The sequence below is a fragment of the Bacteroidota bacterium genome, assembly GCA_035506275.1.
GTDB lineage: Bacteria > Bacteroidota > Ignavibacteria > UBA10030 > UBA8401 > JAGVPT01.
Map to the genome: position 1 here is coordinate 1 of DATJPT010000005.1, position 22,707 is coordinate 22,707.

At 54.3% G+C, this 22,707-nt stretch carries 18 protein-coding genes; 12 read left to right on the plus strand and 6 right to left on the minus strand.

The window, feature by feature from the left end:
* Positions 1-187, plus strand: a 187-nt coding sequence (locus tag VMF88_02910) for a hypothetical protein (protein HTY10002.1), incomplete at its 5' end; no start/stop codon positions are given.
* A gap of 453 nt (positions 188-640) precedes the next feature.
* Here VMF88_02910 and VMF88_02915 read toward each other — a convergent pair.
* From VMF88_02915 to VMF88_02925, 3 genes are all read right to left on the minus strand, one after another.
* On the minus strand, positions 641-3,610 hold the full coding sequence (locus VMF88_02915; protein ID HTY10003.1) for a T9SS type A sorting domain-containing protein: 2,970 nt from the start codon (positions 3,608-3,610) through the stop codon (positions 641-643).
* 376 nt (positions 3,611-3,986) lie between these two features.
* On the minus strand, positions 3,987-6,878 hold the full coding sequence (locus tag VMF88_02920; GenBank protein HTY10004.1) for a PAS domain S-box protein: 2,892 nt from the start codon (positions 6,876-6,878) through the stop codon (positions 3,987-3,989).
* A 356-nt stretch (positions 6,879-7,234) separates the two neighbouring features.
* Positions 7,235-7,918 carry a SprT family zinc-dependent metalloprotease gene (locus tag VMF88_02925; protein HTY10005.1) on the minus strand — a complete coding sequence of 228 codons (684 nt, stop codon included), beginning with the start codon at positions 7,916-7,918 and terminating at the stop codon, positions 7,235-7,237.
* A 166-nt stretch (positions 7,919-8,084) separates the two neighbouring features.
* On the opposite strand from VMF88_02925, the gene VMF88_02930 reads away from it, so the two are divergent.
* Genes VMF88_02930 through VMF88_02945 form a run of 4 tightly spaced genes read left to right on the plus strand, consistent with a single transcriptional unit; the run spans position 8,085 to position 10,029 of the window.
* Positions 8,085-8,471 carry a hypothetical protein gene (locus VMF88_02930; protein ID HTY10006.1) on the plus strand — a complete coding sequence of 129 codons (387 nt, stop codon included), beginning with the start codon at positions 8,085-8,087 and terminating at the stop codon, positions 8,469-8,471.
* An 8-nt stretch (positions 8,472-8,479) separates the two neighbouring features.
* Positions 8,480-9,031, plus strand: coding sequence for a hypothetical protein (locus tag VMF88_02935; GenBank protein HTY10007.1), 552 nt, complete (start codon positions 8,480-8,482; stop codon positions 9,029-9,031).
* Positions 9,031-9,573, plus strand: a complete 543-nt coding sequence (locus VMF88_02940) for an alpha/beta fold hydrolase (GenBank protein HTY10008.1) — start codon at positions 9,031-9,033, stop codon at positions 9,571-9,573. Before VMF88_02935 ends, VMF88_02940 begins: the two co-directional genes overlap by 1 nt.
* Positions 9,574-9,609: 36 nt before the next feature.
* Positions 9,610-10,029 (plus strand): STAS/SEC14 domain-containing protein, encoded by a 420-nt coding sequence (locus tag VMF88_02945; GenBank protein ID HTY10009.1) that lies wholly within the window; start codon positions 9,610-9,612, stop codon positions 10,027-10,029.
* Between the two features lie 158 nt (positions 10,030-10,187).
* Here VMF88_02945 and VMF88_02950 read toward each other — a convergent pair whose 3' ends face one another.
* Positions 10,188-10,652: a DoxX family protein gene (locus VMF88_02950; protein ID HTY10010.1), complete on the minus strand. Its 465-nt coding sequence runs from the start codon at positions 10,650-10,652 to the stop codon at positions 10,188-10,190.
* Between the two features lie 284 nt (positions 10,653-10,936).
* Between VMF88_02950 and VMF88_02955 the strand changes: the two genes are divergently transcribed.
* Positions 10,937-13,570, plus strand: a complete 2,634-nt coding sequence (locus tag VMF88_02955; protein ID HTY10011.1) for a two-component regulator propeller domain-containing protein — start codon at positions 10,937-10,939, stop codon at positions 13,568-13,570.
* Between the two features lie 73 nt (positions 13,571-13,643).
* On the opposite strand, the gene VMF88_02960 is transcribed toward VMF88_02955, so the two are convergent.
* Positions 13,644-14,729: a T9SS type A sorting domain-containing protein gene (locus tag VMF88_02960; protein HTY10012.1), complete on the minus strand. Its 1,086-nt coding sequence runs from the start codon at positions 14,727-14,729 to the stop codon at positions 13,644-13,646.
* Between the two features lie 158 nt (positions 14,730-14,887).
* Between VMF88_02960 and VMF88_02965 the strand changes: the two genes are divergently transcribed.
* The 6 genes from VMF88_02965 (at position 14,888) to VMF88_02990 (ending at position 21,790) form a co-directional block, all read left to right on the plus strand.
* On the plus strand, positions 14,888-15,274 hold the full coding sequence (locus VMF88_02965; protein HTY10013.1) for a hypothetical protein: 387 nt from the start codon (positions 14,888-14,890) through the stop codon (positions 15,272-15,274).
* Between the two features lie 77 nt (positions 15,275-15,351).
* On the plus strand, positions 15,352-16,233 hold the full coding sequence (locus VMF88_02970) for a hypothetical protein (protein HTY10014.1): 882 nt from the start codon (positions 15,352-15,354) through the stop codon (positions 16,231-16,233).
* A gap of 76 nt (positions 16,234-16,309) precedes the next feature.
* The gene (locus VMF88_02975; protein HTY10015.1) at positions 16,310-17,959 is read left to right on the plus strand and encodes a cytochrome C; all 1,650 of its coding nucleotides are present in this window, start codon (positions 16,310-16,312) and stop codon (positions 17,957-17,959) included.
* A 78-nt stretch (positions 17,960-18,037) separates the two neighbouring features.
* Entirely contained in the window at positions 18,038-18,841 is an 804-nt protein-coding gene (locus VMF88_02980; protein ID HTY10016.1) for a hypothetical protein, read from the plus strand.
* A gap of 3 nt (positions 18,842-18,844) precedes the next feature.
* A complete protein-coding gene (locus VMF88_02985; GenBank protein ID HTY10017.1) occupies positions 18,845-20,446 on the plus strand; it encodes a hypothetical protein in 1,602 nt (533 codons plus the stop codon).
* 42 nt (positions 20,447-20,488) lie between these two features.
* Positions 20,489-21,790 carry an NAD(P)-binding domain-containing protein gene (locus tag VMF88_02990; GenBank protein ID HTY10018.1) on the plus strand — a complete coding sequence of 434 codons (1,302 nt, stop codon included), beginning with the start codon at positions 20,489-20,491 and terminating at the stop codon, positions 21,788-21,790.
* Positions 21,791-21,951: 161 nt separating this feature from the next.
* Here VMF88_02990 and VMF88_02995 read toward each other — a convergent pair whose 3' ends face one another.
* Positions 21,952-22,461 carry an acyloxyacyl hydrolase gene (locus VMF88_02995; protein HTY10019.1) on the minus strand — a complete coding sequence of 170 codons (510 nt, stop codon included), beginning with the start codon at positions 22,459-22,461 and terminating at the stop codon, positions 21,952-21,954.
* Between the last annotated feature and the right edge of the window lie 246 nt (positions 22,462-22,707).

The following is a 22,707-nucleotide window of genomic DNA, read 5'->3' on the forward strand; positions in this document are numbered from 1 at the left end:
AAGGATCCCTTCGGGGAAAATCGTAACGCGCGGATTCAATCCCAGCCGCACCCCCGCCAATTTCGGTGCGAACAAGTTTTTCGAACATCATCATATGGAATTTTTGCACCGAAATTGGAACCCTTCGATTGAATCCTTCCCTCTGCTCGCACCCGACGATTTCGAAACGCAATCAAAAAGCTGGTGAAATTTCAAGCGAGGAATCGGCGGGTATGTGCGTTGGGCGCGATGCGCGCGTTAAGAAAACGGCAAGCTGTGAGTTGACATGAGGGGCCGTTTTCTTGGGCATGTGCGAAGGAAAGCATCGCGAGGGTTCCGATTCCGAGAGGCTCTTCCCGCTTTCCAAAACTATGAAAGGCGGGATCCCGTAAAGCGGGACTTTGCTTCTTTCTCTGGCTACAGAGAAAGAAGACGGGTCTGGCAAAATTCAAACTGAGACACTACACAGAATCCTGCAGTGTTGCAGTTTGAGCAATTCCCTTCTCGCTCCGGCAACTCGTTTTTCGGCTGAAGCGTTCACTCCGTTCCCAATCCGAGATTGGGAACGAGAGAACTCTTGCCAAAACGCTTCGAACGAGGAACTGTAACATGCCAGAGTCCCGGGGAGCTCTGACATTCGCCATGGGGCGCTTGTCATTCGTCATTTGACGAGCAGCATTTTTTTCACTTCAACAAATCTGTTTCCCGGATCGTCGACGCTCTCGGCATTGATGCGGTAGAAATAGATGCCGGACGCAACGTTCGCGCGCCACTCAACCTGGTGATCCCCCGGATCTTCTTCGTCATTATCGAGCACGGCAATCTGCTGGCCGATCGCATTTGTGATGTCGATCCTCACCTTGCTTTTGCCGGGAATGCTGTAGCGAATTGTCGTCGATGGGTTGAACGGATTGGGGTAATTCTGATACAGTGCAAACGTTGACGGGGCCGAGGCAATCGTTGCGTCCACCGCCTCAGAATATTGAAATGTACCGTCCCGGTTTATTTGTTTGAGGCGGTACGAATATTTTCCGGCGGGAACGTTGGCATCGGTAAACGAATACTCAATCGGGGCGGAACTTGTCCCTGCTCCCTGAACAAATCCGAGGCGCGTCCACTGACCGGGGCTCGGGCTCGCCGTCTGGCTTTGAAGAGTGGAAACGGAAGAACGCTCGACGTCGAAGCCGTAATTATTGAACTCGGTTTCCGTCCTCCATTTTAAGACGGCAGAGGATTGCTGCGGCGATACGTTAAAGGCAGAGAGTTCCACCGGAAGCTCTCCCCCGGAACCGATCCAGGCACTGCGTCCGTGGGTGAAGGCAAACAGGGTGTTCGTGCTCTTCTGCAACACCAGCTCGTCCGTGGGAACGTACGACGCCATCCCGGAATTGAACGACGACCAGGTACTCCCCCCGTTCGTCGTCGAATAGACTCCGGTTTCGGTCCCTACATAAAGCGTCGTCGAAGAGACAGGGTTGATAACGAGAGAATGGACCGGAACGTTCGGCAGGTTTCCGGAAATGTCGGTCCAGGTCGAGCCCTGATTGGTCGAGGACCAGACATGCCGCGATGCCAGTGTTCCGCTCGTATTGTAGCCGCCGTACGTAACATAGAGTTGGTTCGTATTGTTTGTATCAACAACAATGCGTCGTACGAAACCGCCGTTATTTCCGGAAGGAGTAATTTCCGTCCACGTATCGATCCCGGACGACGGGTCGAGGCTTGTGCACTTAAAGACCCGTCCGTCCGTCGTTCCGGCGAACCCGAGATAATTCGCCGACGAGCCGGCAATCGTCACAGCGCTTACTTCATAGCCGGACGAAAGAACGTTGCTCGATTGGGTCCAGCTCCCCGCTGAATTCGATGTTACCCACACGCAATTTGATCCGGCGATCAGAACGGCGGAGTTCTGCCCGTCCAATGCGAACGGAGCGATGAAGAGGCACTTCGAACTGCTGTTAGCGTCCGATAGCCCGCTCACGCAGCTGTTCCATGTCCCCCCTCCGTCCGTGGTTTTGCTGATCGAAAGATAAACGTACTCCTCGTACGCGACGGAGCTGTTCGTTTGATCCTGCGCGGCATAGCCGCCGTCGCCGCCGTAAACTTCTGTCCATGATGTTCCCGATCCGCCATACTTCATGTGGCCGTTGTCCTGGGCACCGCCGTAGTAGGTCGAGCCCGATCTGTAAGTTGCACCGCCGTAAAACTGCGTGATCTCCAGACCGTTGTTGATGTCGGTCCACGCTCCCCCGCTGTTGGTGGTTTTGTAGATGCCGCCGTCGTCTCCGTCATAAATGGTCCCCGAATGGCTTTTGTCGAACACGATCGCATGATGGTCCGCGTGAACGACCGGCGTTCCATAATAGGAATTCCAAAAGGTCAGCTGCGACCAGGTCGCCCCTCCGTTCGTCGATTTCATCATGTCGACTCCGGCGACATAGATATTGCTGGTGTTGTTCGGGTCGACGGCAATAACGTTGTCGTACCATCCCTGGGTGCTGAGATACGACCTGCCGCTGGTCGAGTTGATTTTCGGAGGCGTTCCGAGCTGATTCCAAGTTGCTCCAGCGTCGGTGGATTTATAGATCCCTTTCAACCCTCCGTCGCCGGAGGACGATTCATCGAGAGATTCAAAAACCGCGAACACGATGTTTGCGGTATCGGGGTTCTGAGCGAGAGCGATCCTTCCGTAGTTCGACGTCGGCAGGTTCGAGGCAACAAGGCTCCAGTTTGTGCCGCCGTTGGTGGTGCGGTAAATCCCGCCCAATGTGGAACCGTTCGCGTTGACCGCATACAAAATGATTGACGACGAAATCGGAAGGACGTCGGTCGGATTGAAATAATTCGTTGAAAAAGTGGCCGAGCTGATCTCCGTCCACGACGTGCCGCCATTGGTGGTCTTATACAGTCCGCCGTTCGCAGTATATGTCGTTGGACCGTAACCGTAGCGGTAGTTCTTCGTTGCGGCATAAATATTTCCGGACGAATCGGCGGCCAGCTTCATCACGTCGCCGAAGCTTGCAGACGAACTCGTGCTTGAAAGCAGCGTCCATGTCTCCCCGAAATCGGTCGACTTGAAGATCCCTCCGCCGTAAACAGCGTCCACGTTGGACCATCCCTCACCGGTGCCAGCGTAGACCACGCTGTCGTTTGTCGGGTCGACGACCATCGAGCTTATTGCAAGATTATCCTGTCCGTCGGTCTTTGGCGACCATGATGCGCCCCCGTCGGTCGTTTTCCAGATCCCGCCCGAAACCGACCCTGCAAGAATGATGCTGCTGTTGAGCGGATCGATGACGATCGACCTGACTCTGCCGCCGATATTCCCGGGACCGAGAGCCGACCAAAATGGCGTCGTTACTTTCATCAGGTTCTTCGCCGGAACTGAATGCTGCTTTGAGTAGACCACGGCATCCTTGCGAAATCCCCGCAGATCGATATCCCGTTCTTTGCCGGCCAGGATCGCGTAACGAAACTGGTAGGCCGCATCCGGATTGTCCCCGACGCCGACAACCGATTCCAGTAGTTCCTCATCCTCCCGCGGGTTCTTTTTTCCCTGAGAAGAATTGAGGATGAAGATAAATGCGCATACGGCGGCAATGACTGAGAGGACGGGTGTAAAGCGTTTCATGGTCTCCTCATAGAGTAGTGAACGATGGCGCAAGCATTCTTAACGTCCACGGCGCCGAACTGCAAACGGCGGAATGTCGGCGCAGAAACTTTTGGTCTCTTGAGAAAAGAAGGGAAACAAAGGCGGTTCCTACAAACCGGCGGCCGTCATCGGCGCGCTCCGGTCTCCCGCCCAAAGAGCGATCGAATGCTCTTATGGAGAAATGTAGCGGGATTCGGTGTGAGAGTCAAGGAAAGGGGGGAGTGGCACGGTTAGGCATTCGAAGCGTGGGGGCAAGGGCTCTCTCATTCCCGATCTCCTCAGCCTAAAGGCAAGTTGACGAAGCTGCTCCAATTCTGAGTTTGGGAGCCAGAGTGGAAATTCTCAGACCGCAACATTACCCGGCGGAGTATCCGTCGATCTTCAGAATTTTCGCAACGGTGCCAAGAAACTGGCTCGGTTTATAGGGCTTTTGCACAAATGCGCGGGGACGAACGCCGTCAAACGTCGACCGTATCTCTTCTTCGGTGTAACCGGAACAAAGTATCACTACGACGTCCTTGTTGATTCTTACCAGCTCCTCAAATGCAGCTTTTCCGTCCATGCCTGGCATTGAATAGTCGAGCACGACCAGATCGACGGCGTGCTCATTGCGACGGTAAAGATCGATACCTTCAACGGGATTCGATGCTTCCATCACTTTAAAACTGGCATCGCTGAAGACATCGTTCAACAACTCCAGCACCGAGGGTTCATCGTCGATGATGAGAACGGTTTTTCCCGTTCCATTGACAACGGCAGCGGCTTTCATAGGCTTTTGCCCAATCGACGGTGTGGCTTGAATCAGGGGAAAGACCACTTCAAACTCCGTTCCTTTTCCCTCCTTACTTTCGATGCGCAGCCCTCCATTATGTCCCCGCACAATTCCCAGAACAGCGGCAAGGCCGAGGCCTCTCCCCGTAAACTTCGTCGTAAAGAATGGGTCGAAAATGCGCGCCAACACCTCCGGCTTCATGCCTTGCCCAGTATCGATGACTTGAAGAGAAGCGTATGTGCCGGCGACTAACGGGGTGTTCGTATACTTCCAATAGGCGATATCATTTTCGGAAAGTCCGATGCATCTTGAACGGACGGTGATGATACCGGGGTTGGGGGTTATCGCCTCTCCGGCGTTGATGATAAGGTTCATAATGACCTGCTGGATCTGCGCTACATCGCCCTTAATGTGCGGGGAAGGAACGCAAAGGTCATACCGCAGCCGAACGCTTTTAGGGACCGAGATTTCAAGAATCTGAACGTTCTCATTGACGAGCCGATTGACATCGATCTCTTCCGTGATGAACTTCCCTTTGCCCGAGTATGCAAGAAGATGCCGCGTAAGGTCGGCCGCCCGCTCCGCCGCCTTGATCGTTTTTTCAATGTGACTCTTTGCCGGGTTTTCCTTCGGCAGCTTGTTGATGGCGAGAGTCGATTGCCCAAGAATTGCGTTGAGGAGGTTGTTGAAGTCGTGCGCAATCCCCCCGGCGAGCGTTCCAATGCTCTCAAGTTTTTGCGCATTGCGCAGCGCCTCATCCACTTGTTTCCGTTCGGTAATGTCTTCTTTGACGGCTACAAAATTGATGATCAGGTTGTCCTGGTCCTTGACGGGCGAGATCGACGCCATTTCCCAGAAAAGCTCCCCGTTCTTTTTCCTGTTGTGGAACTCCCCCCTCCACGCTTTGCCCGCAGAGATCGTTTCCCACATTTTCCTGTATTGTTCGTCCGACGTTTCACCCGACTTGAGAATCCGCGGATTCTTCCCCAAGACATCTTCCAGCGTGTAGCCGGTGACCTGAGTAAACTTGGGATTCACGTACTCGATGGTTCCCCGGATATCGGTGATGATGACAGAAGCCTGACTCTGTTCTATGGCAAGCGAGAGCTTTCGAAGCTGGTCCTCGGCACGCCGATGTTCGGTATTGTCATGTCCTATTCCGGCCAGTCCGATGATCCGCCCTTCCACGTCCTTCAGCGGCAGCTTGGAGGTCAACAGCCATCGCTTCTCCCCCTTTTCATCCAGAATAAATTCTTCCCTGTTCAACACCGCCTGCCCCGTGAGGAGCACCCGTTGATCATCGGCAGTAAATCCGTCGGCGAGTTCTTTCGGGTAAAAGTCGTAGTCGGTCTTCCCAATGATGTCCGCTTCCGAATTCATCCGAAGGTTCCGCACCTCGGCATCATTGGCCAGTGTCTTTCGGCCGAGAATATCTTTGGAATAAATCGAGTCGGGAATATTATCGATGAGCGTGCGGAGAAGCATGCGTTCGAATCGCAGTTTCTCTTCCGTTTTCGTTCGTTCGCTGATGTCGACGACGAAGGCAATGTACACTTCTCCATCCCGGAGTTGGTGTTTCGCAACGGACACCTGGACGGGAAACTGCGTACCGTCGGTTCTGAGGCCGATGGACTCGAACTCCGAGGAAACGGGATGACCAATCAGACGCTGGCGTGTCCGCTCTTCTCGTTCCTTTCTCCGCTGCGGCGCGTAATATTCGATGATAGGGCGACCGACGGCCTCCTCAACGCTTTTCAATCCCATCATCTCCGCGAATTTTTTGTTGACATACACACCTTTTCCCCCTCTCGAAACGATAATCGCAACCGGTGCTTGTTCGATGAAGCCCTGGAATCGCGATTCGCTTTCTTTCCATGCCTCTTCAGCTTTCGTGCGGCGGCTGACTTCTTCTTTTGCTTCGCTGAGAGTTTTGTTGAGATTTCCCACGATGAGGTATTGAAGCAGAACAAGAAGAGCAACTTGCAGGACCGAATTCACCAGAACGCTTGTCGAAGTCGGTACAACCGCAGCGGGGGGTAAATACCCGGCGCGCTCAGCGAGCACCAGACCTGCGCTCGCCGCAGCAGCCGCGGCAGCGTAGTAGGCCCCTTTCTTCCAGCCAAGCATGAGACCGGCGCCGAGAACGATGACCGGTACCTCCTGAATCGCCGGAGCTCTGATGCCGCCTGCAGACCATGCCAGAACAAAGATCATCGTTAGGATGAACCCCGCGAACAGGTGGGATGCCAATACGATGAATCCTTTTCTATTTAAGGCGATCAGCACGATGGCTACAAGGTCTACGGCAACGGCAATATAGACCCACCTCATGAAATTCTCCGGCAGAACGAAAAGCTCAACGGCAAGGATCAAAGTCACGATCAGCGCAGTTCCGCTGACCAGCTTAAAAAATATTTGCGCCTTCGCCGTCGATTCTTTGTCGCCAAGTTCGGGAAGTGAAAAGAAATTTCTCATCCATTTCTCAATGATGTTTCTTTGGTGTACCGTTCGATTCCGCACGAACAACACCCGTCCAGGACAAAAAAGCCTCCGTCATCAGTTTCGAATCTGGAGGTCTTCACGTGTGCTTTTCCCCCGCCCGCTTCACTTCATCGACCGCACAATTCGGAGGAAACTATATATAGAGAGAACAAATTACAAAAATCGTGCCTTTTGAATCGGTTCATTTTGTTGAAATTTACGCTCAGGCTTACCAAAAATAGGAAGATTTGGCCTGCAATTCGCCCTCATGATAAGATAAATTAGCCAGGTGGCTCGGAGTACGCAGCCCGCTTTCCCCACTTCCGCGAATTCCTGATGATGAAATCCATCTATCGGAGCCACCACTCCATCGACTTTGCGGCGGATGTCAGCTCCTTGTCAAGGCGCCGGGATCCCGTGCAATGTCTCTCCACAAGCTCCCAAAATTTTTTGGAATGATTCATTTCCACCGTGTGGCACAATTCGTGGATCATCAGGTAGCCCACAAGCTCGGGGGAGAGGAAAAGAAGGGCGCTGTTCAGGCTGATATTCTTTTTCGCGGAACAACTCCCCCATCGCGTTCGCTGGGATCGAATAGCGCAACTATTATAGGGCAACCCGTGGTCTCTGCTCACCCGCTCCAGCCATGGAATAAGGATCTCCTTAGATTTCTTTCGCACCCATTTCCTCAAAAGGGCAAAGGGAAATCTTTTATTGTGCGGGTTGACAAACAGCTTCAGGACATCGTTTTCTTCGACGAGCAAGCTCCTTCCGCGAGGGCTCGCGTGAACTTCCAGAGCAAAGCTGCGTCCGATGCTCCGAAGGTCCACGCGCGCAGGAATCTGTCGCGCCGGCGCAGACGACCTGATCTTTTCGATCGACCTCTTGATCCATTCTTCCTTGCGGAGAATGATCCCGGGGACTTCGGACGTATCGAACCCCGAAGGGACGGTGACAACGACGCCGGAATAATGAGAAACCGAAAGCCGAACGGAGCGCGACCGGCGGCTGACGCGAATTCTGTACTCAATCATGCAAACCTATGACCAGTTCATTCTGAAATTAGAGAAATTTATTCTGCGGAGCAAAAGAATTTGTCGACGAAATCCCCCCTTGCAACTGTTCAAAATATTTCTTAAGGTGCATGCGCCGCCCCAGCAATGTTGCCGACAGCCATCGACGAGCCGCCCAAGAATTGAGATGCCGACATCGAACATCATCGACAAACAAGTTGTGATTGTCCGAACCACCGCGGCCGGCGCGTTGACCGAAAAAGATCAGCTCGAGCATAAGCGGAAAGTGATGAACCACCATCCGTTCGAAGCCGGCATGTGCGGGCTGTCCGACGTCCGCGGAGTCAAGGACATCCAGGTCTCTCCGAAGGGAGCTTGTCCGATGATTCAGATAGATGAAAAACATGCGTTAAAGCTCGTGTCGTTCAAGCTCGCAATTCTTGTTTCCAGGCATCTCGTGTTCGGCAAGGCGCGCATGTACCGATCGCTGACGGAAAAGAACGTGCCGTCTGTCGGCGTCTTCAGGGACCACCCCGAAGCCCTGCAATGGCTCGGCATTCACTTGTGTGACTAAAACGAACCATGAAAACATTTCTTGCAGCCCTCCTCCTCTTTTCTTTTTCCTATGGTCTGGGGCAGACCGTTGAGAACACGTCATACGTTACCCAGACCGGCGAACGGGTGCTTCAGCTTGAAATCGTCGCTCCCATTTCACGGCCGGAAGCGTGGAAGCTGTTCAGCACAGAAGAGGGGTTACGGAAGTGGATCGCGCCGGTCGTTGTTCTTGACCTGAGAACCGGCGGCGTGATCCTCACAAATTACGATTCATCTAAAACGGTCAAAGACTCGGGAACAATTCATCTCCCCGTCATCAATTACCTCGAGGGTGAAATGATCACGCTGAAGGTCATCCTCAACAATAATTTTGCCGAGAGCGTTCGGCGGGAAGATGGTAACTTGCAGGAGATCATCCGGCTGAAAAGCGAGGGGAACGGAAGGACCCGCATCATTTCCACGATGGTCGGTTGGGGAAAGGGCCCCGACTGGGACAAGACGTACGAGTTCTTTCGACGCGGGAACACGTGGACCTATCAACAGATGATAAAGGCAATTCTCGCGATGAATCATCAATAATGGCGACGACCCTTATCCTCCCGGGAATTTCAAATTCCGGCCCTGAACACTGGCAAACTCGTTGGGAAAAACTCGATCCTTCTTTTATAAGAGTTCAGCAGGATGAGTGGGAAGCCCCCCGGTGCGCCGATTGGGTCAAACGGCTGGACGAGACAATCTCTTCGACGCCGGGGCCGATCGTTTTGGTGGGACACAGCTCCGCCTGCGCTCTCGTTGCTCACTGGGTTCAGCGCGCGGCGCCGGCGAACCTCCGCCGTATACAAGGAGCGCTCCTTGTCGGGCCGAGCGACCCGGACGGACCTAACTACCCCGCGGGACCCACGGGTTTTAGTCCGATGCCGCTGGTCCCCCTCCCTTTTCGATCGATCGTTGCCGCCAGTACCGATGATAGATTCGTCGCACTCGAGCGGGCGCGGGAATATGCTCATGCATGGAACAGCCGTCTGGTGATCATCCAAAATGCCGGACACATCAATTCCGCCAGCGGGCTCGGCGATTGGCCGGAAGGATTCGCCTTGCTCAAAGAGCTGCAAAAACTGTAACGATCCTCCATCGCTTGAATCAATGCGCCGAGAACGATGACGACTCAGCAGATTAAACCGCCGGAAGGGACAAAGATCGTTGAAGGGGAAATAGCCGATTATTGGATGGATGAAGCGGGGATTCTCTACTCTCTCTCAAAAAGTCCGAGGCGTACGATAAGGAACATCACGGAGAATGTCGCGCTGGTCAAACGGATCACCGGCGGAAAGAAGGCGCCGCTGTTGATCTATCTGAGCAATTCTCCGGTCCCCGACAAAGAGACGCAGCGATTTTCTACCGAGCAGCTGCCGAACGTTTATACCGCCATGGCCATGGTATCCAAACCGGGGCTGGCACAATTCATCATGAAACTCCTTTTCAAGCTCAAGCCGCCGCCGATACCGATGAGATCGTTTTCAAACGATATCGAAGCGAGAGCGTGGCTGCTGCAATTTTGTCGACCGCCTGCCCGCTAATCGAAAAGAGCGAACCGGATGAAACGTTCGAGGTTTTTCCTGATCATTGAGACGGCGCGAGCATCCTTCCCTTCAGCAACGTCATCCCGTGGTTTATCGCTCATCTCTTCGTCGGAGAAGATCAATACTCCCCCGAAATAATTTTCAGGAAGCCGGTTCTACGCTCCTCCCTGTTTCACGTTCTGCTCCCCGCCCGGAAAAAATCGGATATCAAGCGACCATGCGCCGGCACCGACGATAAGGAGATAGGTCACGCTCAGCAGCATTGCATAGTCGGTTTTGGCATCGCTGACCATGAACCAGAAGCCCTGCTCCGGCCGAAACAACTCGGGAATTTTTGTCGTCGCAATGGCCATCAGCATGATAATGAGGAGCGGAATGCTTGCAAGCCGGGTGAAGAGGCCGAGTATCACCGCCGCTCCGCAGATGATCTCGAAGGTTCCGACAAAGTGGGCCATGAATTCGGGAGAAGGAAATCCTATTTTCGTAAACCGAAGGACGCCGAGTTTGGGGTCGATGAATTTCAAGATGCCCTGCGTGAAAAAAATCAGTCCTACGGCAAAGCGGATCAATATTGCCGCGCTGGAAGCCCGGGTCGAAGCGGCGCGTTGAAACAGGTTCATGACTTATCCTTTCACGAGATTGATTGATAGCCTGACTATCTGCAAAGCTGCGACAACCAGAATAACAACAACCGAAAAACAAAAGTTCGGATGTGAATGGCCGTCAATTCAGAACATCTGCAAACTGCTGAGAGGATCCCTGACAAGAAAAATCGCCGACATTCAACATGATAGTCTCCGTGTCTGCAGAAAGCTTTTTGATGTAATCCCAAAATTCCCTATCTTAGGGCGAGTCCCCTATCGAAGGGGAAGAATCATTGTACGGCCGGAGTGGAGGAGTGCCAATGCGGACCTCCTGCGATCGATTTGCGGGTCTGAGAAAATGCAGCTGGATATTCGCGGCGGCCATTTTCATCTTTACGGGGAGTTCAACCCTTTTTGCGCAAGTCCTTCCTTCGGAACACTGGGACCTCACCGGCGAATTCAAATCGTACATCCACGAATCGTGGACAACAGAGCACGGGCTCCCGCAGAATATCATCACTGCCATCGCTCAGACGCCGGACGGTTATCTCTGGCTTGGAACACAACTGGGCCTTGTTCGTTTCGACGGGGTCTCCTTCAAGACATTCGACCGCTACAACACTCCGCAAATGGTGAACGAATTCGTCCGGCGGCTTGCCGTTGCCGGCGACAGCTCGCTGTGGGTCGGAACCGACCACGGCGGCTTGATCTCTTATCGCGACGGAATCATCGCTGCAAGCAAACTCACGGACAGTCTGAGCGTCGGGGGGGTGCGCGTCCTTTGCGCGGGAACCGGCCGCACCCTTTGGGCCGCCATCCCAGGCCTCGGCGTCTGGAAGAACGACGGGAACCAATGGAGCCCGGTCGTTTCCTCGAGGCCGCTGACTTCGTCGCGCGCGGCATTTGCGGACCTGGACGGAACGCTCTGGCTCGGTGAACAAGGCGCCCTGGTCCACATCATAGGCGATTCAACGGTATGGTACGATTCACGGCAGGGAATGCCCGGATCCCAGGTCCTCTCGATCGACCGGGCGCCGAACGGCGCTCTTCTTATCGGGACGCTCCAGGACGGACTTTATCGTCTCTTGAAAAACAAGTTCGTTCCGCTCCCCGAGGGGGCTGAATTACAGCATGCCGATGTCACCGCGATGTGCAATGACCCGCACGGGGGCGTCTGGGTCGGCTGTTTCGACAAGGGGCTGTACTTTTATGACGGCGCTTCAGTGAAGCAATGCATTGCGAATGTTTCCAGTCCTCCCCTTCGCATCCTCTCGATCGCATACGACAACGAAGGGAGTCTCTGGTTCGGAACCTCGGGGGACGGGCTGCATCGCTTCCGGCGCAGCGCGGTCCGGTATCTGCAGCCGATCAGCAATGAGATTTCCTCGCAGGTCTGGGCTGTCTTGCTGCGCGGCGGCGAAATGTGGCTGGGAACAAGGGAACACGGGCTGCGCTGCATCGTCGGGGGAAAAATTGTCGTTCCCCCGATGCCGAAAAAACTGGCATCGGCAACCATCAGTTCCCTGTTGGACACCCATGACGGGAGCTTATGGGTCGGCTGCGAGGATGGATTGTTCAGGAGATCAGCCGGCACAACAACCGAAATAATGATGCCTGACGGCCGGCCGTTCTCGAACGTGTACGCGCTTTTGCAGGATCACACCGGGACGATCTGGATCGGAGGAGAAGGCCTCTTCACGCTGAAGAACAATTCCCCCAAAAAGATCGAAGGAATGCCGTCAAGCTTTTCCGTCAATTATCTGCTCGAGGACAGAGACCACAACCTCTGGATCGGCTCGGACGCTAACGGCGTCGGCCTTCTCTCGAACAACAAGATCTCCTTTTTCACAAAAGACAGCGGCGTCACGAGCAATACGATCCTCTGTTTGTACGAGGGGACGGGGGGAGAGATTTGGGCGGGAACTGAAGGAGGGGGGCTTAGCATCTACAAGAACGGGCGCTGGGGATCGTTCACCACCGACAACGGATTGATCGACAATTACGTCAACACGATCATTCCGGCGGATGACACCACGATCTGGATGTCGACCAACCGTGGATTGTTCGGCGCTCCGGCGCATTCGATCATCGATGTTGCCGAAGGGCGTGCGGCACGGTGCGAGGGGACGTCGATCGAGTCGCACGACGGGCTGCAAACGATCGAATTCGGCGGAGGGCTGCAGACGTGTTCCGCCAAAACTGCCGATGGAACTCTCTGGTTCGTCAGCTTAAAAGGACTGGTCGGATACAATCCGCGGGAACGAAAACAGAAGTTGCCTGCGCCCCAGGTGCACATCGAATCCATCGTTGTGAACGGTCAGCGTCAGCAGGCATCCAACGGCGCCGAATTTGACCCCGGTGTCGCATCCATCCAGTTCGAATACGCGGGCCTCAGTTATATTAATCCCCCCGCCATGCGGTACCGGTATTCTTTGGAAGGGTTCGATAAAAAATGGATCGACGGGGGAAGCCGGCACGAGGTCATGTACACGAACCTCGCCCCCGGAACGTATATCTTCCGTGTCCTCGCTGCGAACAGCGACGGGGTCTGGAGCACGCGCGACGCATCGCTCCGGTTCACGATCCTTCCTCACTTCTGGCAAACGGGGCTGTTCAATTTTTTCGCCTTCGTTGTTCTGATCTCGGTCATCCTCGGGATCTTTCGGATTCGTGTCAGGCAGATCTTAAAGAGAGAAGAAGATCTGAAGCGGCGGATCGATGAAGCGCTGGTGAACATCAAAATGCTTCACGGCCTGATCCCAATTTGTGCGAACTGCAAAAAGATCCGCGACGACAAGGGATTCTGGAACGACGTCGCGCAATACATCAGTGAACACTCCGAGGCCGTCATGACCCACGGGTTGTGCCCCGAGTGTTCCGAAAAATTATATGGAGAGGAATTGAGAAGGATACGGGCAAAGAAAGAAAGCGGAGGGTCCGCGGCATCCTCGTAACGCCGGGACGAACAAGAACAAAACAGCCCTCGCAACTTCCCGAGGGCTGTTTTGTTTTGAGGATCGCCTGCGTCTATTTCATCAACAGCAACTTCTTCGTTTCCGAATAACTTCCTGCCTGGAGCCTGTAGAGGTACACACCGCTCGGCAAACTCGATGCATCGAAACGGACAGAGTATGTTCCCGCATCTTTGGTCTCGTTGACGAGCGTGGCAACTTTCCTGCCCAGCACATCATACACCTGCAACGAAACAAACTGGTGCGAGGGGACGGTGTACGAAATGTTCGTCGAAGGGTTGAACGGGTTCGGGTAATTTTGCGCAAGCGAGAACGTGCTGACAACGCCCGCCGGCTTTTCCGCTACGAACACGGCCGTGTTCACGACCTCGGTAAAATTGATGTTTTTCACCGGTATCGACCCCGAGGTCTGGTTGTTGAATTTTGCGCTGACGTTCGCTTGATGTCCCTCTCCCGTGTACCAGGTGAACGATATCAACGTATCGTTGGGGATGGATCCTCCGGACCCGACAAACTGGATGACGAGCACGTTCGTCTCTCGCAGGCATGAGAAGGTTCCGCCGGGAATCGTAATGCTGCCGTAGGCATCGAAGGTAGAAGTTGTCGTCTGGATCTCGGAGGAACTTGCTCCGGTCGATATCGTGTCCGCCGATTTCGTGACTGTTCCCAGAACGATAGGAAGGAGCGCAATCAGCGTGTTGGTCTTCTTCACAAACGTGGTATCGAATGCCCCTTCATGCACAGATTCCGTCCCGCCGAGGGTGAGGAAGGAATCGGGAACAATGCGGAAGTAGGAGGTAACGCTTATCGTGCCGCTGGAATCGGAGACGCTCGACACCGTCGCGTTCGTGGCCGACGGAAAGTCTCCGCCAAACGGCGTCGAGGAAGGCGCCTGGTTCACCGAGACCGAGGTGTCGACGAACGTTACAGACGGCAATGTCCAGGATTGGGCGGACGAAGTCTCGGCGGTCCCGACGTTCATCGTTCCGGAAGTGGTGTCCCCCGCGCTGATACTTTTCTGCGACTTTCCTGCACCGAAGAGATTGAGCAGGGTAGACGAGGTGAGGGTGATGGGCGTTTGTGCCCACGACGGCGCAATGCTGAAAGCGAGGAGGGCCAAAAAAAGAAAAAATGTTTTCATCGAACAAACTTCCTTTCGATACATTAAAAAATACGTTTGGTTAGCCAAACATTATGCAACAAGAAATTCCGCGAACATCGGCAAAGGCGATCAAGGAATGGCCCCGAAGATACAACACGGCGCTGGAGCCCCGGAAATAATTGTAAACGTTGAGATGGATGGCAAACGGCTTACGTTATATTGTACTTTCTTTGACGCATAATGTCAAGAAAATGAATCGTTATGAAAACATTTTCGTGTTCCGGGTCACGAACAGTGTTGAAAAGTTTTACACTTCTTCAAAAAAAGGAATAAATGCTCCGCTGCAGTTGTCTAATTCATCTAGCAGCCATAAAAAAAATATAAAATTGGAGCCAGCGGAGGGAGATCGGGTGATTTCATTGAAGGCACGGCTTGCCGAATCTATCACCTCGGATTTGATCGGCACGCAGCGATGGACGAAGCCAGTCCCGAAACAACATCCTCGGCCAAGGCATTCGAGCGCGTTTTCATCCGCTTTAACGCTGAAAAACGTTTCACCGCTGGTGCTTCATTCGGCGGGGTGAATTCACTATATTCCTAACAACCACGGAGGCCTCATCGATCTCTAGCGACGATTTTCTCACAACTCTTGTGTTCACCCGTGAACGGTTTTTCCCACAGGATCTTTGTCTTCTTTCTTTTTATCTCAGCCATCAGCGCAGCGATTGCGATCTGGCTCCGCAATAACGACTACTACCTTTCTTCGCTCGACCAGCGCCCGTTTCATCCGCGTTACGAGCTCTTGAAGCCCAGTGGCAGGGAAAGCCACGGCTACGGGGTCGTAGGAACGGCGATGATCATCGTCGGCGTGGCGACCTATTCATCGCGCAAACGGATGAGGACGTTAGTCAACCTCGGAAAGATCAAATACTTCCTCGAGTTCCATATTTTTCTCTGCCTGCTTGGGCCGGTGCTTGTCGTTTACCACACCACATTCAAATTCGGCGGCCTGGTGGCGGTCGCGTTCTGGAGCATGACCGCTGTCGTATTCAGCGGGTTCATCGGAAGGTACCTCTATCAGCACATCCCGAAAAACATCGAGGGACATGAGCTATCGATGAAAGAGCTCGATGCAGAACGCGTCCGGCTGACGGAATCACTCCGGACGCAATTCCACGTGCCGGAGGAATTCCTTCATTCGATTGACACCATCGGCATTCATGATTCCGAAGTGGAGAAGGCCGGTTTGATGAAGTTTCTCTGGATGATGCTTCGGTCGGATTTTTCGCGTTTCGGGCGAATGCAACGGATTCGCGGCATCGTTCATCATTACTCGATCGACATGCATTCGTCCAGGGATCTCCTCCATGTCGTCAACGAGCGCATTCTCCTCCGCCAGCGCATCCTTCTGCTGGAAAAGGTCCAGCGTCTATTTCATTATTGGCACGTCGTCCATCTCCCCTTTTCGCTCGTGATGTTTGCCATCCTCGTCATTCATATCGGCGTTGCTGTCGCATTCGGTTATACCTGGGTCTGGCAATGAACAACATCAATCTCGCAGAAAATTATCGTTGCGTTTGTTTGTCGATGCGTCATCAGGCAGCGCCGGGAAGACCGGAATGAACCGGGCTCTCTTTTTTCTTTTCCTGAGCACAAGCATTCCGTTGAGTTTAGCCGCCGCGCAAATTTCCCCCGGCGAGTTGATCGCGGGCCACGCACGCTGGGAAGGGGTGGAAAACTGCACCGCCTGCCATACGGTTGGAAAATCGCTCTCCAATGACAGATGTTTGAGCTGTCACGCGGAGATCGATTCGAGGGTGAAAGCAAAGGAGGGTTTTCACGCAACGGTCAGCGCGAAGCTGTGCGAGGAATGTCACAAAGAGCATCATGGAAGGAAATTCCAGATCATCCGGTTCGATACCACGGCGTTCGATCACGCGACGGTGGGATTCACTCTCGACGGGAAACATCGGACCATCGGATGCCGGCAGTGCCATACGAAAAAAACGCTTGCAGCCGAGGATATCCTCACGCTATCGGACGGGCGAAAGAACCGTACTTATTTGGGATTGTCGCCGCGCTGCAGTACGTGCCATGAGGACAAGCACCGCGGTCAGTTTGAAGGAAAAGAATGCTCGGCGTGCCACGATACCGAAAAGTGGAAGCCCGCGCCGAAGTTCTCGCACGATCAGTCCAGCTATCCGCTGACGGGAAAACACAAATCCGTCGATTGCCAGCGCTGCCACAAACCCGGGACCGACGAGTTCAAAACCGTCCGGTATGTTCATATGGAATTCGCTTCCTGCCGGTCGTGTCATGCCGACCCGCACAAAGGAAAGTTCAAACAGGAATGCGCCTCATGCCACTCAACCGAAGACTTTCACACGGTAACGAAAAAAGTGTTCGACCACGACACGACGAGGTTTCCGTTGAAAGGAAAACACGCTCTCATGAAATGCGAAGGGTGCCATGAGAAGAACAACAACAAGAAGAATGCCAGCGGCGAGCTCGGGTTCCATATCACCAAATTTCAGCGCTGTGCCGACTGCCATGCCGATGCGCACGCCGGGCAGTTCGCGAACCGCATAGACGGCGGCCGATGCGAATCGTGCCATACGGAAGATGATTTTCTCCGGGTGACCTACTCGGTCGCCGACCACCGGAAAGCCCGGTTCTTATTGACCGGGGCACACGTTGCCGTTCCCTGTGCTGCATGTCATGCCGCTCAAAAAGTTAATGCGAAAAGTACCAGGCAATTCATTTGGGAAAAGTCGCCTCAGTGCACCACGTGCCATGAGGATATTCACAAGGGACAATTCGAGAAGAAAATGCCCAAGGGGTGCGAGACGTGTCACAGCGTTGAATCGTGGAATTCGCTTCTCTTTTCTCATGAGCAAACTCGTTTTCCTCTAAAAGGAAAACATGCGGCGGTAGCGTGCGAAAAATGCCACACACGGCCGAACAACTCGGCGACGCTCCCCGTGCAGTACACGGGGGTGGGGCTCGAGTGCATCGCGTGCCACAAGGACGAGCATGAAGGGCAGTTTGCAAAACGGGGAACGACCGACTGCAGCCCGTGTCACAATGCGGAAGCATGGAAGTCACTGGTCTTCAACCATAACCGGCAATCGCGGTATGAGCTCACGGGAAAGCATCTTGCAGTCGCGTGTGAAAAATGCCATCCGAAAGTCGAAATGAATGAGCGGAAGGTTGTGAGATACAAGCCGCTGGGAATGGAGTGTGCGGACTGTCATGCGGGGAAAATGTAGGAAGCAGGAATACAGAAGACAGAATACAGAATAAAGAGAATGATCGTCCTTGGTCCACCAGATGAAATGAGGAAGACTGTGAGATCTTTGATCGTTATACTGCTGCTTTTCTGTGCGCCAGCGCTTGCGCAGGACTCCCCGCACGGCAAATTGACGCACGAGTGTACCGACTGCCACACAACGAACGGCTGGACAACGATGGCCGATCCGATGAGATTCAATCACTCGGAAACCGGGTATCTCCTGGTGGGCCAGCACCGGACAACCGCGTGCAAAAGCTGTCACATCGATCTGCATTTTTCCGGCACGCCGAGAACATGCTATGCCTGTCATGCACGTGACTATGACGATGCAGTCGCGGTCAATCACCGCGCCGCAGGGTTTACGACAGATTGCTCTCTTTGCCACTCGACTGCGTCGGCATCGTGGCAGGCGAGCTTTGATCACGACAGGACACAATTCCCGACGCGCGGGGCACATTATGCCGTCCCGTGCCTCCAGTGCCATATGAACAACCGTTTCCGCGGCACGCCGATCCAATGCGACGCATGTCATCATAACGTCTATCTGACGGCGACGAATCCGCCGCACACCAACCTCAGCACCGACTGTGCAACGTGCCATCCGGCCCTGAGCTGGCAGCTTCCCTCGTTCATCCCGCACTCATATTTTCCGATCGGGTCGGGAGCGCGGCACTCTCCCCTTTCGACATGGAGAAGCTGCACGGATTGCCATCAGAACTCCCAGAATTATCCCTCATCGTATTCGTCGTACGTCTGCTACAACTGCCACACGCATGCGCTGGCGACGATGAAAACAAGGCACGAAGGCGTCCCGGCGTACGACCCGAACAAATGCTACAACTGTCATCCTTCGCCGTAACGCATGAAAAAAATCTCTTTCACGCTAATTGTTTTCGCCGCGTCCGGACTTTTCTCACAGGAGAAAAAAGAATACCGTTTTGAAGTTTCCTACGTTGCGGCTTCAACCGTCTATATCGCGGCCGGCTCCGACCAGGAGATCGGCGTCGGCGATACGCTGGCGATCGTCCATGATTCGGCAAGCATCGGGAGGGTTGCTGTCACCGCTGTGGCGAGAAGGACGAGCATCGCACAAATTCTTGTCCAGCAGCGTCCGTTCGCCGTCGGGGATAACGCTGTGATCGACAAAGCGGTTATTCAACCATCGAACGGCACCGCGGCGGCGATAAAGAAGGACACGGCCCGCAGCCAGGAGCCGGCGGCTTCGGCATCCATCCAAAAAATATTTCCCGCCGAGAATATCGTTTCGGGACGAATCGCCTTGCAGCTGAACGAGCTCGTTGCCGCCGACAGCAAATACAATCTTACCCAGCCTGCGGTCCTTTTCCGTTTTGGCATCCACAATCTTTTCGGCGCGGGGCTGCAGTTCTCCGTCGACGACCGAAGCTATTACGATCCGACCAACAGCTACACCCAATACGGTAACTCGGCGGGAAGCGAGCACAGGCTGACCGAATTCGCGTTGCAGCAGGACCGGCCGGATGCGCCGGTCGGCTTCGGCATCGGACGCATGTCCTCCCGCTTTGTCGGAGGTATGGGAACGTTCGACGGTTTCCAGTTTTTCTACCGGCAGAGCGGCTTCACCGCCGGCGCGCTCGGCGGCGCACAGATCAACGATCCGGTGTCGGTCCTGAGCAACACCGGGACAAAAGGAGCGCTGTTCGTCAACTACCGAACAAGCGATGACCTGTTCCACTACTATGACGGGACGTTGGCGTACGGCCGGCAAATGGTGAACAATAAATTGGACAGAGAATTCGTGTACCTTCAGAACTCTTTCGCCGCGAGCTCCGACCTTTCGTTCTATCAAAATTCCGACATCGAGCTTGACAAATTGACAACCGGCCGGATCGCTCCGGCAGTGAATCTCTCGAACATGAATGTTTCGGCGACTTATTTTCCCGTGGAATGGTTCTCGGGCGAAGTTGGATACGATGCAGCACGCCCCGTCTATTTATTCCAGACGATGAAGTCGATCCCCGATTCTCTTTTTCAGATGGACCTTTCGGAGGGATACCGTGCGATGGCGACATTCCATCTCCCACTTTCGGTCACGTTGTCGGAGTATGCGACGTACCGGCCCAAACTGAGCGCGGTCCGGGACGCCCACACCCTGACGACGTCGCTCCGCGTCGTCGACATTTTCGGTTCAGGCATCGAGCCGGGTGTCCGTTACAGCAGCCTGATCGGAGAATTCTCTTCCGGCGACGACATCGCCGTCGACGTGTACAGCAACTTCTTCTCGAACCTCGAGGGGACGCTCCGGTATGAGTATGCACGCGCCAGCATCGGACTTCTTCAGCAGACGTACATCACAAAAACGATATCGGCGTCGATGTATTGGGTCATTTCGCAAACATGGTATGCGTCGGCGACCCTCGACGACGTTATCGACACGACCCTGGGAGATTATCAGGGATTGCTGGAACTCGGCATCCGGTTCTAGCGCAACGGCAGCATTTTCAGCGTCAGGCAAAGGCATTCGTTCATGCAAGACATCGTATTGACAACGATCATCAGCGTTCTCCTCTTTTCAGCTGCGCTCATCCCGTACATCCGGCGGATGAGAACGAAAGAGAAGAAAGCCAAGAAAAAGTTCGATGAGATGAGGATCACCGGCCTTCACGAGTCGAGGACGATGCATCCCCACATCGACGTCACCAATTGCATCGGCTGCGGCGGCTGCGCGAAGGTCTGTCCCGAAGGGGACGTGATCGGCGTGATCGAGGGGAAGGCCACGCTCATCCACGGCGCAAAATGCGTCGGACACGGCCTCTGCGTCGAGGCCTGTCCGGTCGGTGCGATCGAACTGCTGTTGGCGAAGCCGGGGCGCAGCGCCGATGTTCCCATGGTGGACGGGCATTATGAGACGAACGTGAAGGGCATTTTCATCATCGGCGAACTCGGCGGCATCGGGCTGATCAAGAACGCCGTCCGTCAGGGGAAGGCGGCGCTGGAATATATTGCCGCAGCTCAAGCGCCCCACAGCGCCGAATATGACGTTGCGATCATCGGCGCCGGCCCGTCCGGGCTCGCCGCCGGACTGACGGCTGCCAGCAAAAATTTGAAATACATCGTCCTCGAGCAGAGCGACGTCGGCGGGGCGATCCTCCATTACCCGCGGGCAAAAGTCGTGATGACTGCGCCGGTGGAACTCCCCCTCTGGGGAAAACTGAAATTGACCGAGGTCACCAAAGAGACGATGCTCGACACATGGCAAAAGATCATCGCGAAGACGTCGCTGAACGTTTCGGTCAATGAAAAGGTGGTCGAGGTACAGAACAACAGGGGGCATTTTTCGGTCACCACGTCGAAGCGAACGCTGACCGCGGCCCGGATCGTGCTGGCGCTCGGCAGGCGCGGAACGCCGCGGAAGCTCGGCGTTGAAGGAGAAGAGCTCTCGAAGGTGATGTACCGACTGATCGACGCGTCGACCTTCAACGGCAGTCATGCGCTCATTGTCGGAGGGGGGGACTCAGCAGTCGAAGCGGCAATCGGGCTGGCAATTCAAAACGGAAATGATGTGATCCTCTCATACCGCGGAAAAGAATTCACACGCATCAAAGAGCGGAACCGAACCCATCTTATGGAACAGGTCGCGAGGAAAAAGATCACGGTCATCTTTGATTCCCATCTGAGGCAAATTCTGGAGGACGAGGTTGTCCTCTCGACCCCCGGCGGAGAAATTCGACGCAAAAACGATTTCGTTTTCATTTTCGCCGGAGGAGAATTGCCGTTTGAATTCCTGAAAAAGCTCGGCATCTCGATGCACCAGCAGTCGATCGATTGACAATACGCAGCACGGTTCACGCCGCTAAACCTTCCTCTGCACACAGGCCATACTTCACCGGAAGAGAAAACGAAGAGAAGACAACCAACCATTTTCAGGCAGTTGAATGCCACTGGTACGGCGTTGAACTGTCAGGATGAGTGCGGACAATGAAGAGGCGGTCAGAGTTGAACGAAGTATGTTGTCAGCAGCGATTCCAGGCCGGGGTTGGTGTTTGAAAGGCTGCCGTTTGAAACGTGGTAGATGGAAATTCCGATGCACGAGTTTCGGGTGCACTGCCAGGCAATTTCGAGGTAGGACCTGAACTCGACAAAATAGCCGAGCTCGATCCCCTTTCCGTGTTTGTACAGCCCTGCATTGAAACTCGGCATAAGAAAAACCCGGCTGGACAAATCGATCGGCAGCGCAACCCCCCCTCCCGCAAAAATGTCGTCCGTTCTCGTTGCCGAAATGCTCGCCTTCGTACGGAAAATTCCCAGCGTGTACGCCGGATAAATTTCCGCCTGGTATTCGACGGTGGCACTTTGGCGCCGGACATCGTACATCCCCGCGCTGAACTGAACAAGCTGTGCGCTGTCATCGCGAGCGATCGTCTGGGCGTCACTCATCGACATGGCGCCGGGAAGCAGCCCTGCAATGAGCAAAAGAGCCGCACGAAAATAACTTCTCACGGATGCTCTCGCTGAGACTTACCTGGAAGGTTTGGCAAGTGGTTCTGTTGAAGATAAGAAATTTTTATATGAAGGCAAATTGCGGCGGGGGCTGAAAAAACACCCTTTTTCGCCACACGGTCAAATAGAGACTCTCGTTCTCGGCCGCACTTGTTCGGGGGGAAACTTCGCCTCCCGGACGACGAAAGAGAGAGTTCTTCACCGTTGAAGCCGTACCCGTTAACCGGAAAGAGATGAAGGAACAAC